This is a genomic window from Gluconobacter cerinus (assembly GCF_002723935.1).
GTDB lineage: Bacteria > Pseudomonadota > Alphaproteobacteria > Acetobacterales > Acetobacteraceae > Gluconobacter > Gluconobacter cerinus.
Window position 1 is genome coordinate 844,178 of sequence record NZ_BEWM01000001.1, and the last position, 21,599, is coordinate 865,776.

The following is a 21,599-nucleotide window of genomic DNA, read 5'->3' on the forward strand; positions in this document are numbered from 1 at the left end:
AAATTACAGCGGACGGTCGCCCTGGCTGGACGCTGTTTTTTCGTTCAGCCAGCCGCCTTGGAATCCCGCGCGCTTTAAGCCATCACGCAGATAAGGATTCTTTTTCATCGTGTTCCACACGAAGCCACTGCGCCAGTTTTCCAGCATTAGCAGAATAGGTCCCTGATCAATGCCAAGCTGCTGCCCGTCGACCCAGTAATCATTCTTGTCTTTGAATGACGGGTTGAAGGAGTCCAGGAAGCCATACTGATTGTAAATCCGGCTTCCGTAGCGCTTACGCATCTCTTCCAGTGCAGGAAGAGCAATTTCAGGCGCGAAGGCAATCGATCCACCCGCGGCTGTTGGTGCAATGGTGCCATCGTCGAGAATGTAATCCCGGCCAGCACCACGTGCACTGTAAGCAAGGTAATGGCGATGCTTTCCGTCATAATCCTGCTGAATGTCCCCGGGGCCATCACAGGCGGTCAGACCCCAGATATTGGCACCGTAGTCCTTCCAGTCTCCGGGATTCGCCTGTGCGTAAGCGCGCTGCGCGTACACGGCTTCACGCCCGTTCTGGAAATAGTCATCATCATGCTTGCGATTGAAATCGTCCTGAATGCCACGGAAATCAATCCAGGATTCGCTGTACTGGTGACCAAAGAGTGGTGCGAAATTCAGCAGCTTATGGCCCTGAAAATCTCCCCATTGTCCGTCGTAGGTTGCCGTCCAGGTCTTCCATGTTTCTGCTGGAAGGGGATGCGTTGGCGATGCAATGGCCAGAAGATAAATGATCAGGCCTTCGTTATAGCCCTTCCAGTCCGTCGTGATGAACGTGTTGGGCGGCGACCATCCCATGCTCAGCCAAGGGCCATGCGCTTTCATCCACGTCCAGTCGATACGGCGATACAGGCGATCGGCAATGTCGCGGATTTCTTTTTCCTGCGCAGTATCCCGGTCATAATAAGACTGGGAAAACAGAACGCCGCCCATAAGAAGTGTTGTGTCTACACTGGAAAGTTCAGACCAGTCCGCGACGCGCAAGCCGGTATTGGGGTCCAAAAAATGGTAGAAAAAGCCTTTGTACCCTGCCGCCCCTGAAACCTTGTCGTTCTGCGGCAGACCAATCAGAAATCTCAGGGTGGTCAGCGTGCGGTCCGCAGCCTGTTGGCGGGTTATGTATCCGCGCTCCGCTCCAATTCCATAAGCCGTCAAACCGAAGCCCACACCCGCAATGCTCGCAGCGCCATTCGGCAGCGGAGAGCGATCAGGGATCAGCCCATTCTTGGGGTTGGCCGTATCCCAGAACCAGCGGAACGTCCGATGTTCCAGATCTTCCACAAAAGTCTGATCGGCCGCCGTGAGGGATGGTGGTTTGTCGGCCTGCGGTATCGCCGCACCTGCTGCGATGGCAGATCCTGAAAAGAGGGCAAGGTGCACAACCCCTGCCGCTACTCCAGTCCGGAGAAAACGGGAGGATGAAGCACAGAACTTTTGTCCTGCACGTCGTGCTGTCGAGAGAAACCTGCTGCCTGGCGCAGGCTGCATCCGAAAGTCAGTGCTCATAGGCTCACCATAAGCGCAGAAGATGCATCACTTGAACGTGGTGTTACATCACAACGGCGTGATGTCTGCGAGGCTTGGAAAACTGCCAGAAATATCGAAAATTATCCACTTGGAAATTACGAATCCCGTACGATTTTGCAAGCTTCCGTTACATGGCCGAGTCCCGGATTCCTACTGCCGTCAAACTTCCAGCAAACGAGCCGCAATTTCTGCCGTAACGAAAGCTGCAATCATTTCAGGACGCTTGTCCCGGACGCCGAAATCTCCAATCGGGCAGACCAGTTTATCAATCTGCTGTTGCGGGATGTCGATTGCCCGGAACGCACTCTCAAAGCGTTTGCGTTTCGTACGAGAGCCGATCATCCCAACGTATCGCAGATCATTTCGTGCCAACGCTGCACCTGTAATGAGGGCATCCAGAGTGTGACTTTGTGTCAGTACCAGAACGCCCGAACCAGCAGGCGCTGCATTCAAGGTGCTTTCCCAGTCTGATGTGACCTGTGCTTCGACTGTTGGCGGAACAGGCCCGAACTCATCTTGCCGCGCATCAACCCAGACAAGCCTGAGGGGCAGAAGCGCCAATGATTTCGCCAGCGCTCTCCCAACATGTCCTGCCCCGAACAGAATCAACTGAGGCAGCGTCTCCCGCTCTTTCCAGGCCTGACTCTCAATGTCATCCAGGTTTCGTATGCGCTCGATGCTCACCGTCACAGCGCCGCCACAGCACTGGTTGATGGCAGGCCCCAGCGGGATATGACGTTCCAGATGATCGTCACCATTGGTGAGGAGGGCCCGGGCATCCGCCATGCAGTCCCACTCCAGACGTCCCCCGCCGATGGTCCCAACCTGCTCGCGTTGTGTGAGGAGCATATAAGCCCCGGCCTCACGCGGCGTGGACCCTTTGGCGACCAGAACCGTGATTCTGGCCACCGCCTCCCCCGCATCACGCCAGCGGCGGATGGCTTCCAGCATGATCAGTCGATCTCGCCACGCAGGCTCATGGCAGTCCGCAGAACCCGTTCCGGTGTGGCGGGGGCATCAAGCTTCGGGCAGGTCTTGTAATCATTCAGGCTGGCGAGAGCGTCCGAAATGGCCTGAAGAACTGCCACGCCATGCACAAAAGGAGGCTCCCCAACGGCCTTGGACCGGAAAATCGTCTCTTCCTGGTTCGGGGCATTTTCCAGCAGTTCCACATTGAAAATCCGTGGCCGATCGGAACAGGCCGGGATCTTGTAAGTGCTGGGCGCATGGGTCCGTAGACGACCCGCAGTATCCCAGACCAGCTCTTCCATCGTCAGCCAACCCGCGCCCTGCACGAAACCACCTTCGATCTGCCCGACATCAATTTCTGGATTCAGAGATTGCCCGGCGTCATGGAGAATATCCACGCGGTCCATGGTGTTCTCACCCGTCAGCAGATCAACGGACACTTCCGCACACGCCGCACCATAGGCGAAGTAAAAAAATGGACGTCCCCGCCCCGTTGCCGGATCCCAGGAGATCTTGGGCGTCTTGTAGAACCCGTTGGAAGACAGGGAGATACGGGCGAAATAGACCTGCCATGCCAGTTGCTGGAAGGTCATGACGTCTGACCCGACATGCACGCCATCTGGCAGGAACTGCACGTCTTCTTCTGCGACATTCCACTTTTCGGCAGCAAACGCGATCATGCGGCGCTTGATCTTGGTGATGGCATCCAGGACTGCCATGCCGTTCAAATCTGCCCCGGAAGACGCCGCCGTTGCAGACGTGTTGGGGACCTTGCCGGTTGTAGTGGCTGTGATGCGGACCCGGTCGGACGTCAGACCAAACTCACGCATGGCAATCTGCACCATTTTCGTGTGCAGACCCTGCCCCATTTCGGTCCCGCCATGGTTCACCTGCACGGAACCATCCGTATAGACATGAACCAGCGCACCAGCCTGATTGTAATGTGTCGCCGTGAAGGAAATGCCGAATTTTACCGGCGTCAGGGCAATCCCGCGCTTGATGTAACGGCTGGTTTTATTGAAAGCGCGGATCTCTTCCTTGCGCTTTGCATAATCGCAGCGCCGTACCAGTTCCGTGACGATTTCCCGACTGATCGAGTCTTCCACCGTCATGTGATACGGCGTGATGTTCCGATCTGTCGTTCCGTAGAAATTGCGCAGCCGCACCGTCACAGGATCAAGCCCCGTCGCAAATGCGACTTCCTCGATCACGCGTTCTGCCGCGACAATACCCTGCGGGCCACCAAACCCTCGATAAGCCGTGTTGGACTGCGTGTTGGTGCGCAGTGGTTCGGAACGGAACCGTACATCCGGATAAAAATACGCGTTGTCCGCATGAAACAGCGCACGATCCACAACAGGGCCGGACAGATCGGCGGACCAGCCACAGCGAGCGGCCAGAACCATATCGACTGCCAGAATGTCCCCGTCATCCGTAAAGCCGACATCATAATCCACAACGAAATCATGCCGCTTGCCGGTCATCATCATATCGTCGTCACGATCCAGACGCATCTTGGCAGCCTGGCCGGTCAGATCAGCCGCAATGGCCGCCAAACAGGCCGCAGCATTGGCCTGCGTTTCCTTGCCCCCAAAGCCCCCGCCCATCCGGCGCACTTCAGTCGTGACCAGATGATGCGGCCGGCCCAGAACACATGCCACCAGATGCTGCGTTTCAGACGGATGCTGCGTGGAAGACCAGACGCGCATTTCCCCAGCCTCACCTGGCTGAGCCAGAGCGGCCTGCCCTTCGAGGTAGAAATGCTCCTGCCCGCCCATCGTGATATTGCCGGACAGACGGCGCGGCGCGGCAGCCAGTCCGGCATCCACATCACCGCGCTTCATGACCAGTGGACGCCAAACCAGATCGCCGCCAGCTTCACGCGCCTGAGCAACGTTCAGGATAGCGGGCTTTTCTTCATACTCGATCTTCGCAAGCCGCACGGCCTGACGGGCAGCCTGCCGGGACGTCGCCACTACGGCAAACATCGGCTGGCCCCAGTAATAGACATGATCCGTGGCCAATAGGGGCTCATCATGCGCATGAACCGGGCTGATCTCGTTCTCGCCCGGAACATCCTCTGCCGTCAGAACCCGCACCACACCGGGCGCAGACCGCACCGCGCTCAGATCCATGGACACGATCCGCGCATGAGCCTTGGTGCTCAGCCCCGGAACGACATGCAACATGCCTTTCGGCTCCGGCATATCGTCGATGTAGTTCGCACGCCCTGTCACATGCAGGATCGCACTTTCATGCTTCATGCTGGTGGAAGCCGCGCCCTGAACCATCGGCATCTTGCGAGCTTCAGACATGGGCCAGCCCTCCCGTACGGGCCAGACGCGCCTGTGGGCCGCCCGTTGTTTCCTCAAAGAAGCGCGTCAGCAGATTCGCGGCGACTGTCCGGCGATACCAGTCTGTGGCGCGCATATCCGTCAAAGGCGTGAAGTCCTGTGCAATCGCGGCTCTTGCGGCATCCAGCGTCGCTTCATCCCACCGGCGGCCAAGCAGCGCTGCTTCAGCATTCGCTGCGCGCTTCGGCGTTGCTGCCATCCCACCATAGGCCAATCGGACGGACGTAATGATTCCGTCTGCATTCCGGCGCATGAAAAAAGCCCCCAGAACCGCTGAGATATCCTGATCGAACCGTTTGGAAATCTTGTAAGCGCGGAACTGAACGTCCTTTTCAGGAACCGGAAGGGTAACGGCCTCCACAAACTCCCCGGGCCGCCGATCCTGCTTTCCATAAGCAATGAAATAGGCTTCCAGAGGCATGGAGCGACGTTCATTGCCCAGTCGCAAATGCAGGGTCGCACCAGCGGCAATAAACATCGGCGGCCCGTCACCAATTGGCGAACCATTGGCGATATTTCCACAGACTGTTGCGCTGTTCCGCACCTGCGTTGAACCCAGACGACGGATCATCTCTGCTGCATCGGGAAGGAGGTCTGCGATAAACGGCTTGGCTTCCTGATAAGTCACGGCAGCACTGATCGTCAGGCCTTCATCAGTGCGCTCAATCTTCCGTAACTCAGGGACACGGCCGATCGAGACGACATGCCGCAGTTGCTTCATGCCTTTGGTCACCCACAGACCCACATCCGTTGCCCCGGCGACAATCGTGGCCTCGGGATGCTGCACCAATGTGTCGGCCAGAACATCTACAGTCGCCGGAATTGTAAGGGTGCCTTCTGCGCCAGACACCTGAACGGTTTCACCGTCATTCAGGGTTGTGAGACGCTCCGTAATCGTCGCAACTTGCGCATCGAAACGGTCAGGGCCGGCCGACATGGACTGTTTCATGGCGCGCACGATCGGCGCATACCCGGTGCAGCGACAAAGATTTCCAGCCAGAGCATCGTCAATCTGGGCATCATCAACAGTTGCACCAGGCGTCTTGCGATACGCGGCCATGGACATGACAAAACCTGGCGTACAGAAACCGCACTGCGAACCGTGCTGTTCCACCATAGCAGCCTGCACGGGATGCGGTGCATCAGGCGTACCGAGGTCCTCAATCGTATAAACCTGCGCACCATCCAGCATGCTGACAAACTGAATACATGCATTCACAGCGCGCCAAACGAGCCGATCCTGATCCAATCGTACGACCAGCACGGTGCAGGCGCCACAGTCGCCTTCGTTACAGCCCTCTTTCGTTCCGGTTTTGCCACGATCTCGTAGCCAGTCCAGAAGAGTCAGGGTCGGGTTCAGGCCACTCAGAGTGCAGTGCTCATCGCCCAGATAGAATTGTACAGCCTGTCTCATGATCCTTGCCCTCCATGAGGCAACACGCGCAAAGCAAAACGGAAGAAGGCTGGCTGGACTGTCAAAGTTCGACCCTGGTGAAGATGGGGAAACCCCGAATATGAAAATGGGAGACTAGCAGAGTCCTGCACTGAAGAGGGTGTTGCCGTCCATATCCAAGATACGCATAACGCGTTGCTTTTTCGAGAGCACAAATAACGCCTACTGACACACAAGACCGAGCTCACTTTTCACTTCGCTATGCAGCAGCTTTAAGCAAGCCATTATGGCTGTTGCAGCGCGCCGCCTCAGAGAAGACCTTTCAGAACAGACCAGAGTTCGGGCTGCTCCACAGCACTGACGGTAAACCTCAACATGCTCGACGGTGCCTGCGTTGGAGAAAATAATGTTCCAGGCGCCAGAAGCATCCCTTTTGCAGATGCCGCCCGCGCAACGGCCTCAGAATCCTGCCCACAATCCGCCCAGACGAAAATACCCGCAGGCGGAAGATACGGCAGCGTAAGACCACATCCGATGAGCGCATCCGCACATTTCTGGCGCGCCTGATTGACCCTCTGCCGGAGCCGGGAAAGATGCCGACCGTAGTGTCCATCTTTCAGAAGACGCGCCATGACGTTTTCTCCCAGTTGCGGCGTACATAAACCAGCCAGAAGTTTTAGGTCCGTCAACCGCGCCACAATATCCGGACGGGCCGCCAGCACACCTACCCTTAGACCGGCCGCCATCGTCTTGGCATAGCCTGTGACGAGAATAACCCGTTGCAGGCGGTCCATGGATGCAAGACGAATAGCAGTTCCATCATGGAAATCCGCGTAGGTATCGTCTTCCAGAACCATGAAGTCATATTTCTCGGCCAAACGCAGGATATCATGCGCCGCTGCGGCTCCGAGAGTATATCCCGTGGGGTTGTGAACAACGCTGTTAATCAGGAAAAGCTTCGGTTTATGCTCCGCAGCCAGACGCTCCAGAACCTCCAGATCCGGCCCTTCCCGTCCCCGCGGCACACTGATGATTCTCGCCTCGTAAGCCGCCAAACGACCAAAAATCAGAGGCCAGCCCGGCTCCTCAACCAGCACCGTATCTCCCCGCTGGACCATCAATCTCAGCACAAGATCAATTCCATGCGTGACACCCGCCGTCATCAGCAGATGATGATCCGGATGCGCAGCGATGCCTTGGCCGCCCAGCATGGCCGCAATATGTCGGCGTAACTGCGGGCTCCCCTGCGGATGGCCGTACTGCAGTAACCCCGCAGAATCTTCCCGTGCGGCAGCCCGAATGGCGCTGGCGATCAGATCCGCATCCAGCCAGTGAGGTGGAAGAACACCAGATGCCGCAGTCAGACGATTAGACTGCCCGGTGCCGAACATTTCGCGCAAAAGCCATGTCACATCGAGCTTTGACTGCTCCGGGGGCGCCTGCGTTATGGCTTCCGCAAAGACTGGCGGCTCGACGGGTGAGCGCACGAAATATCCCGCGCCCGGCCGTGACAAAACTAGCCCGCGCGCCAGAAGACGCTCATACGCTTCCATCACCGTATAGCGACTGAGCCCTGCGCTTTCGGCCATTTTGCGAACTGACGGCAGGCGGCTGCCGGGCCTGAGCCTGTGTGTCTCTATACGCTCGGCGAATTCAGTTTCGAGTTGCTCAACGAGCGTTGTGTCACCACCACGGACGGGCTTCCAGAGGGGAAATGTCCCATGCTGAGCTGGCATTACTGTCATGGTCAAACCTCCGGAACAGTCTGAAAGAATCCTGTTCAACTGTACCGGTACTGTTCCGGTAATCCTTGTCATAGTGATCAGGATAATCCCGTCTGCAACAGGAAATTCCGTCATGCCGACTTACTGGCAGGCTTTTGCGCCTCTCGTTCTTTTCACGTTTGTCGCATCCGTTACGCCCGGTCCCAACAATATGATGCTGGCGTCTTCCGGGCTGACACACGGTTTCCGCCGAACGATCCCACACATGCTTGGGGTTGCGTTGGGGTTTGTCCTGATGGTGGTCATTCTCGGCCTTGGTTTGGGAAGCCTGTTCGAGCATGCACCCTGGTTTTACGTTGGCCTGAAATATGCCAGCGCGGCTTATCTGCTCTGGCTGGCTTGGAAAATTGCCACATCCTCAGCAACGCCCGAAGCCAATGGGAAAGGAAAACCCATCAGCTTCCTGCAGGCTGCTGGTTTCCAGTGGGTCAACCCGAAAGCCTGGGTCATGGCCGTCGGTATTGTTGCGGCCTATGTTCCGAAGGAAGGGTTCTTCTTCAACCTTGCCATCGCCGGCGTCATCTGTGGGTTGGTGAATTGCCCTTCCGTCGCGCTCTGGGCTGGCTTTGGCGCAGGCATGAGACGGTGGCTTCATCGGCCGCTTCTGTTACGGAGCTTCAACTATGCGATGGCTCTGTTACTGGTCGCTTCCCTTTACCCACTGGCTTTCGAAACGGCCTCTCGCTGAGTTTCAACGTCAAAGAGGGTAATGGCAGGCGACCTGCCGTCCCTCACCGGACGGCTGAAGTACAGGACGTTCTGTTGCACAACGCGGCTGGGCAATCGGGCAGCGGGTATGAAAACGACACCCTGATGGCGGATTGACCGGGCTAGGCACGTCGCCTTGCAAAGGCGGCGGCAAGGCCCGATCCGGGCGCGGAACCGCATCCAGCAATGCTTTGGTATAGGGGTGTGCCGGCCGGTCCAGCACATTCAGGCCGTTTCCCTCTTCCACAATACTGCCCAGATACATGACAGCAATCCGATCTGCCATTTGCCGGACAACGGACAGATCATGAGAGATAAAGATGCATGCCACGCCGAGAGAAGCCCGCAGATCCCCAAACAGATTGACGATCTGAGCCTGAACAGAAACATCCAGTGCGGAAACGGGCTCGTCTGCGACAAGAAGCTCCGGCCCTAACGCCAAAGCGCGGGCAATGTTCAACCTCTGTCTCTGCCCCCCGGAGAACTCATGCGGGAAACGCCCGGCGACTGACTGTGAAAGACCCACCTGATCAAGCAGTTCCGCAACGCGCTCCCTAACCCCATGCCGACGATGAATGCGAAGGGGCTCGGCCAGAGACTCCCCCACCGTTCGACGTGGATTGAAGGCAGCAGAAGAATCCTGAAAGACCATCTGCATTCGCGCGCGCCAGGGGCGCATTGCGCGATCGGACAGCCCGGAAATTTCCTGCCCGTCGAACAGAACCTTGCCAGATGTCGGCTGTGTCAGACCAATCAGAGTACGTCCCAGGGTCGACTTTCCGCATCCGGATTCCCCGACGAGCGCCAGAGCTTCTCCTTTCCGCACCTGCAGGGAAACACCCGAGACAGCATGCAGCACACGTCCCCGGCCAAGACGGTAAGATTTCTCCAGATTGCGCGCTTCAAGCAGAACACTCATGCCGCATACAGGACACACGCCACGCGTCGTCCCTCCTCGATTTCAGTCAGCGGCGGACGCACGGCACATTCTGACCGAACGAAGCTGCATCTGGGAGCAAACACACACCCAGTTGGACGATTATCAGGTGTCGGCGGCTGACCTGAAATAGTTGGAAGCCGTTCGGGTCTGGGACCGTCCAGGGGTGGAATGGCCGCTAGCAACGCCTGAGTGTAGGGATGCAAGGGACGATCCAGAACATCCCGAACCGGGCCATTTTCAACCACCAGTCCCGAATACATAACTGCCACGTGCGTGCAGGCCTGCGCGACAACACCCATATCGTGCGTAATCAGCATGACCCCGGCGCCTTCTTCCCGGATTTCGCGCAGCAATGTCAGGATCTGAGCCTGCACGGTAACGTCAAGCGCTGTCGTGGGCTCATCGGCAATCAGCAGGGCCGGTGTGCAGGAGAGTGCCATCGCAATCATAGCACGCTGGCGCAGACCGCCTGACAATTGATGAGGGTAACGCTTTGCGGCCATGGCCGGATCGGGCACACCCATCCGTTCCAGCAGCTGCACCGTCCGTGCACGGGCCTCACGTCTGCTGACGCGATGATGCAAACGGATCTGCTCGTCAATCTGCGCCCCGATAGACCTTACTGGCAAAAAAGCCGTCATCGGGTCCTGAAAGATCATCGCAATCCGCGCGCCCCGAAGTTTACGCATAACCTTATCCGGGAGGTTGACCAGTTCCTGTCCAGAAAAGAGGATGCTCCCTGATGCTTTCAAACCGGGAAGAAGCCCCATGACGCTCATGGCCGTGAGGCTCTTGCCCGACCCGGATTCCCCCACGACCCCCAAAGCCTCGCCAGCATTCAGACGTAATGAAACACCTTCAAGGAGCCGCGTACCATCGGGCAGGTTCAGCTTCAGGCCCTGAATATCGAGCAACTGTTCAGCGTCCATGCTGACCATCCCTGATACGCGGATCGAGGAGCGCATACAGTCCATCCACCAGAGCATTCGCGATGACAACGAACACGGCTGCATACATGACCGTCGCCATGATCAGAGGCAGATCCAGGGTGGCCAGAGCCTGATAGGTCAGACGTCCCACGCCCGGCAAAGCAAACACGACCTCTGTCAGCAACGCTCCGCCGCCTAGCAACTGGGCAAAATCCAGACCGAAGAGCGAGACATAGCTTAACCATGACAGTCGCAATCCATGCCAGAGCCACACACGTGCCGGCCCTGCGCCTTTCGCTCTTGCCGTGCGGATAGAGTCTTCTCCCATCGCACTCAGAAGTTCGGATCGCAGGATGCGGGCATATAGTCCCATGAAGGAGACCGAGAGCGTCAGCGATGGAAGAAGCAGGGATTTTGCCCAGCCGATCGGACTTTGAGAGAGCGGCACATATCCCAGCGGAGGCACCCATCGAAACAGCCACGTATCGTGCCAGCGACTCTGGGTGAACAGATTGATCACCTCCCCGAGCCAGAAAACCGGCATGGACAGCCCGATCAGACCCAGCACCATCAGGAGCCGGTCCACCCAGCTATCCCTCAGCACCGCGGACGCAACACCAATCACCAGAGATCCCACAACCCAGAAGAAGGCAGCCCATACAACGAGGGACAGCGTTACCGGCGCCGCAGACACCACTTCGGGCACGACTTTCTGACCATGATTAACGAAAGACGTGAGATCTCTGGTGACGAACAATTTCTCCATCATGCGCACGTACTGAACAGGCAACGGGCGGTCGAACCCATATTCGGCGCGGATCCGCGCCATGACCTGCGGGCTAGCGCCTCTCCCTGCGATACGTGCAGTCGGGTCTGCTCCGGGAGTGGCGAAGAAAATGCAGAATACCAGAACAGAAATACCGAAAATCACCAGCGCCATCTGTCCGGTGCGCGACAGGAAACTGCGTATCATCGACCAGTTCCCTTCGGATCCAGATGATCTCGAAGGGCATTCCCCAGAACATTCAGGGCCAGCACTGTCACGACAATCGCTATGCCCGGCGCTATGGCGACAATTGGCCTCGTATAGAGAAGGCCTTCTCCATCCTGAATGAGCGTTCCCCATGACGCTGCGGGGGCTTGCACACCAAGAGACAGAAAGGACAACGCCGATTCCGCCAGAAGGCAAAGAGCCATGACGAGAGGCCCGAGAACGACCATCGAAGGCGCAAGACTGGGCAGAATTTCACGTCGGAGAATACGAAAATCCGAGGCTCCCATCCCCCGGGCAGCCATGACGAATTCTGCTCGTGACAGACTCAGGACACGGGCTCGCAATGGGCGGGCGGCATACGGCACATAAACCAGCGCAATAATGCCTATGGGAATCAGAAAGCTATCGGCAGCAAGCGTTATAAACCCCAGATGAAGACCGTGCCCTACCGTTACAACCGACAGTGAAATGGCAAACAGGTAAACCGGGATAGCCCACAGGATATCGAGTAACCGGGACAGGACGACATCCACCCAGCCCCCGAAATATCCGGCACAAATACCGATACTTCCCGAGAGGCACAGACACAGCACTGCGGCCGATGCCGCGATCAATAGAGAGCTTCGACCGCCATACAACAGGCGAGACGCAACATCCCGTCCCTGGGAATCAGAACCCAGCATATAGGCGCCCGGTGACCAGTCCGGCCCCAGAGGCGTCAAACCCAGATGCAGAGGATTATCATTCGGCTGCATCAGGTCCAGTGACTGGCCGTGACGTGTGGTGGTCCCAGCAATGTTGGAAGAAAACGGGTCCACTCCCACCATTTGGGCGTAGAGCGGAGCACATAAGCTCGCCAGAATGACGAACCCCAACGCCGCGACCGCAAGAGCAACGCCTTTCTTGACGGAAAGCGCGCGGATCATTCGCAGAAAACCGTCTCCTCCCACACACACTCCCATCTGCCGATCTGTTCAGCCTACCGTTCTAGCGGACCGACAGGGGAAGAGAAGAGGTGTAAAGGAAGAAACGTAAATCGTTTATTTCAGATCGGCCTCAGAACGGACCGTGCATGCTGTGAGACCAGGCGGCGCAGGGCGGACAAATCTGTCAGGGTCTGGTTATGCAGCCCGCGAACGCTGTCATGGGCGGCATAGAAGCGGCGCGCACCCGTTGCGCTGACCAGAATGGCAACGCCGAGAAAAATACCATTGATTTCGATAACTGTGGAACCAAGCATGACGTCGAACCTTAAAAGCGCCCGACATCTATGTGCTGTCGGGAAATTACGAATGAGAAGAGAAAGAATTCCGGCTCGCGGAAAGTCGGCAACACGGGGGTTGCCAGCAGCACATTCGACACATCATCAGGATGCCCTTCCGGTGGATCAGTTCATGCTCTCATAACGGATGAAACGTCAGATCGTCAATATATTACGATAAACAATAAGTGATTCGTAAAATTATATATTATATTACTTTTATATTTAGTTTTTTAAGATCAAATTCCGTCCTGCCCTTTTCCACGTCCTGTGATACAGAAACGATATGAACAAAAAGGCCTTGTCTTCCCCCGCTCCCTTCGAAGGTTATGCCGCTCCGCGCGGTAAGGTTTACAACTCATTCCTGGAGACAGTGGGGGGCACGCCGCTCGTTGCACTGCCCCGCCTGACGGAACAGGAAAAGCTGCAGGGGCGCCTCCTGCTGAAGCTCGAGTTCTTCAACCCGCTAGGCTCCGTCAAGGACCGTATTGGCGTTGCCATGCTCCGCGATGCCGAGGCCCGCGGGCTGATCACGCCAGGACGGACAGCCCTCATTGAGCCGACATCCGGCAATACAGGCATTTCGCTTGCATTTGCGGCTGTTGCGCTAGGCTATCGCCTGATCGTCACCATGCCGGAAAGTGCCTCCATTGAGCGGCGCAAGATGCTGCGTCTCATGGGTGCGACAACCGAGCTGACACCTGCAAATGATGGAATGGCCGGTGCCATCCGTCGGGCAGAAGAACTGATGGAAACGCTGCCTGACGCGTGGATGCCAAGTCAGTTTGAAAACGACGCCAATCCGGCAGTTCATGAGCAGACAACCGCGTTGGAAATCTGGAACGACACTGCCGGGCAAGTGGATATGGTTGTAGCCGGCCTGGGCACTGGCGGCACGGCTTCCGGAATTGCGCACGGCCTCAAGAAACACAACAAGGCGATCAAGGTCTTTGGTGTAGAACCACGGGAAAGCGCCGTTCTACATGGTGATGAACCTGGCCCCCACGGTATTCAGGGTATTGGCCCCGGATTCCAGCCGGATACGCTGGATCTGCGGGCACTGGATAGCGTGATTGAGGTTTCAGAGCAGGAATCGCTTACAACAGCGCGTCTTTGTGCCGCCGTCGAAGGCATTCCCATCGGAATTTCCTCTGGCGCCGCACTCTATGCTGGCATGACTTTGGCCAAGAAAACCGCCAATCGCGGCAAGACGATTGTTGTTATCGCCCCGTCTTTTGCGGAGCGTTATCTCTCCACACAGCTTTTCGACGGGCTGGCCTAAGAATGTTCAATAAAATAACTTTATAATATAGTTATTTTATTGAACTCTGATTTATGTTCGTTATTAATCCAGATCACAAATCCTGATCGGGAATTGTCTCCCGGTCAGGTTTCTGGAGGCTTTGGGCATGAACCTTTTCTCTGGCCGCGCAACTGCTCTGGACCTAGCAGCGAGTGCTCGAGCGCTTTCCTTTCAGCACTCGTCTGAAGAGACGGTTCTTGCCGCCGAATTCCATCACATCAAAACACAGTTCACGCCTTTGCTCGTGCCAGGACTTTTCGGTTCCGGACAGCACCACTGGCAGACCCGATGGGAAACTGCCTTTGGCCTGCCTCGCCTGCATCAGGCAGACTGGGAAAATCCAACACCGGAAGAGTGGGACGCTGCACTGACGCAGGCCATTCAGCAGGCTGAAAAACCTGTCCTTCTGATCGCCCATAGCCTTGGTGCGGTCCTGACCATGCGGTGGCTCACACAGCATGAGTCATCCAATGTCGCTGGTGCGTTCCTCGTTGCGCCAGCGGATATTGAACATACGACGCACCCGGAAGCATCTCGCATCAACGCGTTTGCTCCACTCTCAGAGGCTCCCTCTCCGGTTCCCGTCGCCATGATGGCCAGCCGGAACGATCAGTGGCTTTCCAACGATCGTGCCCGGCTACTGGCACAACGGTGGCAAGCCGAATTTACGGATGCCGGTCTGACAGGACATGTGGGGAGTAATGATTTTCTGGGGCTCTGGAGCCATGGCGCCAGAACGCTTATCTCCTTTGTTCAGCGCCGCCTCACGACGCCGGCTCAGTGAGAGTGTGGTTTCCAGCGGTTCAGAAGCAGGGAATTACTAACGACCGAGACTGAACTCATGGCCATGGCTGCACCCGCGACAATCGGGTTCAGCATGCCCAGTGCGGCCAGTGGCAGACCCAGAACGTTGTAGATAAATGCAAAGAACAAATTCTGCCGGATCTTCGAAAGCGTAGCCCTGGATAGGGAAATGGCATCAAGAACAGCCGCCAATTCACTCTTCATAAGCACGACATCTGCCGTATCCAACGCAACGGCAGAACCGGCCCCGACGGCAAAGCCCACGTCCGCTGCGGCCAGGGCCGGTGCATCATTGATGCCATCCCCGACCATCCCCACAACGGCACCTTCAGCGCGATATTTCGCCACGCTTTCAGCCTTGTGCTGCGGTAAAACGCCAGCGAGGTAATCATCCACGCCAACCTGCCGCGCAACAACAGCTGCGGCACGCTCATTATCGCCCGTCAGCATGACAACCTTGATTCCACGCGCCTTCAGTGCGGTGACCGTTGAAATGGCATCCGGGCGAAGACCATCCCCCAACGCGACGATGCCAAGCAGGTGTCCTCCCGTGGCGACCGCAATTACGGTCTGCCCTTCATTTTCGAGCGCCGCCACCGGAAGAGCATCCAGGCTGTAGCCGGCCTGCGTGAGATAGCGCGGAGATCCGAGCAAGGCTGCCTCTCCGTCAATCTGTGCCTCAACGCCCAGACCTGGGATGGCCTTGAACCCATCCACACTCAAAATCGTCGCATGGTGAGTTGAGGCATAGTCCACGATAGCCCGAGCCAGAGGATGCTCGGAATTCTGCTCCAGAGAGGTGGCTACGGCCAGCAGACGGTCGGCCGAAACCCCGTCAGCAGGATGCAAACGGGTGACAGTCGGACGACCTTGCGTCAGGGTTCCAGTCTTATCGAGAATGATTGTCGTAAGTTTCTCGGCTTGCTCCAGCGCATCTGCATTCCGGAACAGAATACCATTCTGGGCCCCTCGCCCTGTCCCGACCATGATGGCCGTCGGTGTAGCCAGACCAAGCGAGCAGGGACAGGCAATGACGAGCACAGAAACCGCTGAAATCAGGCTCCATGTCATGGAACCCGTCACCAGCCATCCGATCAGGAAAGTCGCGACAGCGAATGCGACAACGGCGGGAACAAAGATACCGGAAACACGGTCTGCCAGTCTCTGGACATTTGCTTTCGATCCCTGCGCCTGCTCGACCATGCGAACAATCCGCGCCAGAGCGGTATCCGAGCCAACACCTGTTGCCTTCACCCGGAGCATACCGTTGGCGTTGATCGTACCGCCGAAAACTTCACTCCCGGCCTGCTTCAGAACCGGTAAGCTTTCGCCCGTCAGCATGGCTTCGTTCACATCGGACGCACCATCCAGCACTTCGCCATCCACCGGGACACTCTCGCCGGGCCGGACGACAAAGATATCTCCGGTGTGCATATCAGCTACCGCACGATCAACCAGAACACCGTCCCGCTCGACATGTGCGGTTTGCGGCTGAAGCTGCAACAGGCTTTCAATCCCCGCACTGGTACGCACTTTGGCACGCGTTTCCATCAGCTTGCCGAGTGAAATCAGAGTGATGATTGCACCGCTGGCTTCAAAATAAACTGGCTGGGGCAAGTGCAGGATCGCGACGACGGCACTAAATAGATACGCGATGCTCGTTCCCAGAACGACCAGCACATCCATGTTCGCCGATCCGCCCCGAACTGCATTCCAGGCCCGGCGATAAAGATGAGCGCCACAGACGAACTGAACCAGCGTCGCACTTACAAACTGAACAGCAAGCGGGACTGTCTCCATACGCCCCAGCAACATGCCGAACATCTCAATGAAAAGCGGTAGTGCAAGTACGAATGTCAGCAAAAAGCGGTTTCGCTCCCGACGCCACACAGCTTCACGCTTTGCCTTCGGATCTTCGCGCTTGCCTTCATCCAGACGAGATGCCCCAAACCCAGCCTTGGTGATTTTGGTCGCAAGATCGTCAGGCGTCACAATGCCTGGAACATAAGTGACATGCGCACGCTCGGCAGCGTAATTTACGCTTCCCTGCACGGACGGCATCCGGTTCAGAACCTTTTCAATCCGCGCAGCGCAGGCAGCGCAGGTCATGCCCGTGATTGCGAAGTCTACACTCTGCTCATCCACCGAGAAGCCGGCTTTGCGCACTGCGGCAATAACGTCCCCGACTGTGGTGCCCGAGCCTTCCAGTTCGACCTGCGCACGCTCAGACGCAAAATTGACGGCTGCCTGAACACCATCCTTGCGGTTCAGAACTTTCTCGATCCGCGCAGCGCAGGCCGCACAGGTCATTCCACCAACTGGAAAACTGACCGTTTGTGACATCTGGGACTCTCCTGAGCGGACCGAATTCGCGAAGCCACAGGCTCCAAAACAAAGGGGAATAATATACCCCCATATGGTATTATAAAAGACGCTGAACAGTTACGCTTTTTTCGCGAAGAATCATTTCCTGGCCATGAAATGCTTTAAGGGCTGCGTGATGCGCAACACTGATGAGGGTGATGTGAGGCAGGCGTTCAAGGAGGCGCGCATAAAGATCAGCCTCGTTCTTCTCATCCAAAGCAGACGTTGCTTCATCGAGGAACAGCGTGGACGGTCGAGCAAGAAAAACCCGAGCAAATGCCAGTCGTTGCTGCTCTCCCGGAGATAACACGTCTCCCCAGGCCGCTTCATTCTCCAGATCTGGCATAAGGACCGCCAGATTTGCCGCCAGAAGCGCCTCTTCACAGGCGTCACGGGCATAGCGATCCGGGGTTGCTGGATAGCTAAGGGCTTGAAGCAAAGAGCCAGCCGGAACATAACTGCGCTGAGGCAGGAACATGGCATCGCGCATGTTAAAAGAAATATGCCCTGTCCCCTGCGTCCATAGTCCGGCGAGGGCCCGTAGCATGGTGCTCTTCCCTGCCCCGGATGGCCCGCTAATGAACCACCGCTCTCCCGCAGGAATATGGAGGCTTCCTATATCCGCGATGCGAGAGCCATCAGAGCGATCGAGAGCCAGAGCTTTGATTTCAATCCCGTCTGCATCCGTCGGCGTCCGCACGATACCACCGGCCGGAAGGCTCACGACAACACGCTCAAATTCCCCCAGACGCTGAAGGATGGAGCGAAGGGTTGCCAGATCCGTGTAATTTTCGATGAACCATTGCAGGCTTCGGCGGACATTCATGAATGCTGAATTGATTCGCGAATACAGACCAAACGTCAGAGCATGTGCCAGAAGCTTCGGCACAAGCAGCGCCCACAAAACGATATTAACGCCACCCGTATAGAGTTCGACCACAGTATTGGCGCGCCACGTGTAGGTCATGACGCCGCGCCAGTTTTTGGCAATACGGTTCAGGCATTCGGACAAACGGAAGTGCTCCGCAGCCTCTCCACCATAGAACGCGATCTGTTCAGCGTTGCGGCGAACATCCAGCAAGGTCGCGCGTAAATCAGCATCGTAATGCTGCTGACGATAATTAGCGCTGACAAGGGGGCCACCTGCTTTTTCAAGCACGAACGAGACCAAAAGAATGGAAATCGTCGTTCCGAAAAACATGTATCCGGGGATGACGATGTGCCAACCATGCCAGACAAATGAGAGTGTTCCACCGATCGTCCAAAGCACGACTGCAAAGGACAAAAAGGTTGTGACAGCCTGAATGGCTTCCAGCCCGAGACGGAGCGTCCAGACGGTCATCTGGGCCAGATCATCGGCAATACGCTGATCCGGGTTATCAGCCCGGTTCTGACCATGTTCCAGATGATAATACGCGTCATCGGAGAGGTATTTGCGCAGATAAACCCGTGTATTCCACAGGCGCCAGCGCATGGAGAGCACCTGTGTCATATATTGCTGGATAACTCTCATTCCGGCGCTAAGCGACGTCATCAGAATATAAATGGGCAGTAACGCAATGCAGGCTGCAACACGGTATGCGAACATCGTGTCGAAAAAGGTCTGGTCCCATTTCCCAAACCACACCGCGACCTGAACATCCAGAAAGGACAAGCCGATAATACTGCCCAGAAGGCCCAGCGCCTTCCAGCGATCTTCCGACCGCCAGTAGGGGAGCAGAACCTTCCAGTCAGAAAGAGAATGCGGGGGTGTCGGGGGTTCAGTATGTGCCACGAAGTGTTGCCATGAAACTGCGAGGAGCGGCCGGGAAATTAAACTGCCAGACGCCGCTGGCACGTTCGTAATAATAGCGGTCTGTCAGGTTATAGGCGTTCAACTGAAGTTTGAGATGCTTGTTGAACCGGTATCCAATGACGCTGTCGAGCGTCATGTAACCGCCCTGAACTGTCGTGGCATAACTGCCCCGAAGATTGCTGTAGGCGTCCAGCCCGACACCAAAGTTCAGTCCTTTCAGGCGACCTTGCTGCACATTGTAATGCACCCAGGACTTGAACATGTGATGCGGTGAGAAAACACCCCCGAAGTCTGAAACTTTCGGGTTGGAAACCTTGGTATCCAGATATGTGTATCCGATGGAGACATCCAGTCCCGGCAGGATCTGGCCATCCACCTGCGCTTCCCAGCCTTGCCGACGGATTGGGCCGGTCGTGATGTAAAAGCTGGTGTGATCCGGGTCCTGAACAGGCTGGTTCACACTCTCCATACGAAACAGAGCTGTCGAAATATTAAGGCGGCCGTGGAAGTACTCGCCTTTAAACCCCGTTTCGACCTGATTGCCCTGCTGCGGCGTCAAACCTTCTCCGTTGAAAGTCAGCCGCCCCACAGAAGGTGTGAAGATGCTGGCATAACTGGCGTACCAGGAGAGGTTGGGCGTGATCTGATACACCGTGCCGAGATAAGGCGTCAGTTGGCCATGAATATTCGCCGTGGTTTTCCATGGGCTTTCCGGAGACGGACTGCCATCCCGCGTCTTTTCGGAAAAGCGTGACACCCGGCCGCCAAGAATCAGCGAAAGATGATGGATCAGCTCAAGGCGTAGCTGACCATAGAACCCCCACTGATAAGCATTGTCGTCTGTGCCTTCAGCCCCTTCCGCCGGGTTATAGGTAATACTGCCTGCAGCCGGTTTCTTTACGACCGCCGTATTGTTGATGCTGACATCAGAGTAGAGCGCGTCTGAATTTACAGCTCCGTAGGCAACGTGTGTGTTGTAGGCGTTATAATTAAAACCCAGCAGCAAATGATGCGTCCGGTGCAGAAGGCGGAAGCTGCCTGTTGCATAGATGTCCGCAGATCTGGAGGTGTTCGTACCTCGGTATGGAAAGTTTCCAGCGTCCTTGTAGGTCAGGCGCCCTGTCTGGGTATCAATGTTGGTCCACGGCTCATTATAAAGCGTGTTGTAGCTTTGGTCGTAGAATGTCCCACGTGCTGTGACGCTCCAGTCGCCCCAGAGCTTCTGCGTCAACGAGGCGATCGTCTGCTGGGTCATATAATTGCTGTAGCCCCACGGTGGCGTGGGGTTCGCATCCCGGCCGCCATACCAGAGCGTCCGCGTGGTCGTGACGGGGAGCCCGTAATAGGGTGCATCAATATTCTGCTTCTGGGCTGCATGAGAGACAAGGAATGTGGTGGACGGTGTAATGTCCCATTCCAAAGCGCCATAAGCCTGCCACATCCGATTATGGGCATACTTGTAGAAGTAATCGTTATCCTGAAAGACGTCGGCCGTACGGAACCGTAGCGTTTTGGAGCGATTGAGCGGAACGGTCAGATCAACATCGGCGCGATAATTATTAAAGCTACCAACCGAGGCACTTCCGCTTGCAGCAAAATCCTTGCCGGGCTTTTTTGTCACCTGATTGACAACGCCGCCAGCTCCGCCAGCGCCCTGCAACAACCCGGCCGATCCGCGCATAACCTCGATCCTGTCAAACATGGACAGGTCAAAGCTTGCATTGTTCAGCGTTCCAGCAGCGTTCGGTGTATTATCGATGGACGTCGTGAGCTGATAGCCGCGTGAATAGAAATTACTGTTGGCGGTAGAACCGGGAAGAACGCGGATACCGTTAATCTGCCGCATGGCGTCCGTCATCGTCAGCATGTTGGAATCTTCCATACGCTGCTGTGTGATGACAGAAATGGAGTGCGGAATATCCTTCAATGCGACGAGCGTTTTACCCCATGCCTCTACGGCGGGTGCGGTATAGGAGCGTGGCGTTCCATAAACACGCAGGTTCTCTGTTCCGCCGTCTACGGTCGAGGCCAGATCGGGGCTTTGGGCCACGGGTGCTTCAGCAATAGCGGCTGTAGTTTCCGGAGAAACCGTCGGCTTCCCGCAGACCTGCCGTCCCCCCGCATCTTTGTGCTGAATGCGGCAATGAGACATTTTCTGGCGTGTTTTCTCTCCGCGTTCCGCAGCCTGAGCATCAGGAGCGGAGCCCATCAGGACAGTCCCGCAAAGAAGGGCAGACCCGGAGACCGAGAACTTCAGGAAACGTCTGGATGCGTCAATGCCGTGATGTGTCATAAAACCTGCCCAGAAAAAATAACTCTGCCGCACAATTTGTTTCGATTTGACAATATAACGCTGCAGCATGATACCCGGACTGGTTTCACAGATTGAACCGGGTGTTGTGTACCGTGCGCCTCTCTGAATGAGAAGGCGAAGC

General features: G+C 56.5%; 16 protein-coding genes. 3 read left to right on the forward strand and 13 right to left on the reverse strand.

Annotated features, from left to right (window positions below; translation table 11 throughout):
- Positions 1-3: 3 nt before the first annotated feature.
- From GCE01_RS03810 to GCE01_RS03830, 5 genes are all read right to left on the reverse strand, one after another.
- Complete coding sequence (locus tag GCE01_RS03810) at positions 4-1,545, reverse strand: glucoamylase family protein (protein WP_235271728.1); 1,542 nt, start codon at positions 1,543-1,545, stop codon at positions 4-6.
- A 180-nt stretch (positions 1,546-1,725) separates the two neighbouring features.
- Positions 1,726-2,517, reverse strand: coding sequence for a xanthine dehydrogenase accessory protein XdhC (xdhC, locus tag GCE01_RS03815; protein ID WP_099211024.1), 792 nt, complete (start codon positions 2,515-2,517; stop codon positions 1,726-1,728).
- A gap of 2 nt (positions 2,518-2,519) precedes the next feature.
- Positions 2,520-4,850 carry a xanthine dehydrogenase molybdopterin binding subunit gene (gene xdhB, locus GCE01_RS03820; protein ID WP_099211026.1) on the reverse strand — a complete coding sequence of 777 codons (2,331 nt, stop codon included), beginning with the start codon at positions 4,848-4,850 and terminating at the stop codon, positions 2,520-2,522.
- Positions 4,843-6,303 (reverse strand): xanthine dehydrogenase small subunit, encoded by a 1,461-nt coding sequence (gene xdhA / locus GCE01_RS03825; protein ID WP_099211028.1) that lies wholly within the window; start codon positions 6,301-6,303, stop codon positions 4,843-4,845. The genes xdhB and xdhA overlap by 8 nt, the downstream gene beginning before the upstream one ends.
- Before the next feature lie 287 nt (positions 6,304-6,590).
- Positions 6,591-8,027, reverse strand: a complete 1,437-nt coding sequence (locus GCE01_RS03830; protein ID WP_099211150.1) for an aminotransferase-like domain-containing protein — start codon at positions 8,025-8,027, stop codon at positions 6,591-6,593.
- A gap of 112 nt (positions 8,028-8,139) precedes the next feature.
- Between GCE01_RS03830 and GCE01_RS03835 the strand changes: the two genes are divergently transcribed.
- Complete coding sequence (locus tag GCE01_RS03835) at positions 8,140-8,754, forward strand: LysE family translocator (RefSeq protein ID WP_086634204.1); 615 nt, start codon at positions 8,140-8,142, stop codon at positions 8,752-8,754.
- Between the two features lie 9 nt (positions 8,755-8,763).
- On the opposite strand, the gene GCE01_RS03840 is transcribed toward GCE01_RS03835, so the two are convergent.
- The 5 genes from GCE01_RS03840 to GCE01_RS03860 all read right to left on the reverse strand — a co-directional run bounded on the left by GCE01_RS03840 (position 8,764) and on the right by GCE01_RS03860 (position 12,877).
- Positions 8,764-9,693 carry an ABC transporter ATP-binding protein gene (locus GCE01_RS03840; protein ID WP_099211030.1) on the reverse strand — a complete coding sequence of 310 codons (930 nt, stop codon included), beginning with the start codon at positions 9,691-9,693 and terminating at the stop codon, positions 8,764-8,766.
- A complete protein-coding gene (locus tag GCE01_RS03845) occupies positions 9,690-10,643 on the reverse strand; it encodes an ABC transporter ATP-binding protein (RefSeq protein WP_099211032.1) in 954 nt (317 codons plus the stop codon). The genes GCE01_RS03840 and GCE01_RS03845 overlap by 4 nt, the downstream gene beginning before the upstream one ends.
- Positions 10,633-11,616, reverse strand: a complete 984-nt coding sequence (locus GCE01_RS03850; protein ID WP_099211034.1) for an ABC transporter permease — start codon at positions 11,614-11,616, stop codon at positions 10,633-10,635. The genes GCE01_RS03845 and GCE01_RS03850 overlap by 11 nt, the downstream gene beginning before the upstream one ends.
- Positions 11,613-12,563 (reverse strand): ABC transporter permease, encoded by a 951-nt coding sequence (locus tag GCE01_RS03855; RefSeq protein WP_099211036.1) that lies wholly within the window; start codon positions 12,561-12,563, stop codon positions 11,613-11,615. Before GCE01_RS03855 ends, GCE01_RS03850 begins: the two co-directional genes overlap by 4 nt.
- 119 nt (positions 12,564-12,682) lie before the next feature.
- The gene (locus GCE01_RS03860; RefSeq protein WP_046900203.1) at positions 12,683-12,877 is read right to left on the reverse strand and encodes a hypothetical protein; all 195 of its coding nucleotides are present in this window, start codon (positions 12,875-12,877) and stop codon (positions 12,683-12,685) included.
- Between the two features lie 307 nt (positions 12,878-13,184).
- Here GCE01_RS03860 and cysK point away from each other — a divergent pair, with 307 nt between their 5' ends.
- On the forward strand, positions 13,185-14,180 hold the full coding sequence (gene cysK / locus GCE01_RS03865; RefSeq protein WP_046900204.1) for a cysteine synthase A: 996 nt from the start codon (positions 13,185-13,187) through the stop codon (positions 14,178-14,180).
- A gap of 127 nt (positions 14,181-14,307) precedes the next feature.
- Positions 14,308-14,985 carry an RBBP9/YdeN family alpha/beta hydrolase gene (locus tag GCE01_RS03870; RefSeq protein WP_099211037.1) on the forward strand — a complete coding sequence of 226 codons (678 nt, stop codon included), beginning with the start codon at positions 14,308-14,310 and terminating at the stop codon, positions 14,983-14,985.
- On the opposite strand, the gene GCE01_RS03875 is transcribed toward GCE01_RS03870, so the two are convergent.
- The 3 genes from GCE01_RS03875 to GCE01_RS03885 all read right to left on the reverse strand — a co-directional run bounded on the left by GCE01_RS03875 (position 14,979) and on the right by GCE01_RS03885 (position 21,526).
- Complete coding sequence (locus tag GCE01_RS03875) at positions 14,979-17,348, reverse strand: heavy metal translocating P-type ATPase (RefSeq protein ID WP_099211039.1); 2,370 nt, start codon at positions 17,346-17,348, stop codon at positions 14,979-14,981. The genes GCE01_RS03870 and GCE01_RS03875 overlap by 7 nt on opposite strands.
- 79 nt (positions 17,349-17,427) lie before the next feature.
- Positions 17,428-19,143: an ABC transporter ATP-binding protein/permease gene (locus GCE01_RS03880; protein ID WP_099211041.1), complete on the reverse strand. Its 1,716-nt coding sequence runs from the start codon at positions 19,141-19,143 to the stop codon at positions 17,428-17,430.
- Positions 19,130-21,526 carry a TonB-dependent siderophore receptor gene (locus GCE01_RS03885; RefSeq protein ID WP_099211043.1) on the reverse strand — a complete coding sequence of 799 codons (2,397 nt, stop codon included), beginning with the start codon at positions 21,524-21,526 and terminating at the stop codon, positions 19,130-19,132. The genes GCE01_RS03880 and GCE01_RS03885 overlap by 14 nt, the downstream gene beginning before the upstream one ends.
- Between the last annotated feature and the right edge of the window lie 73 nt (positions 21,527-21,599).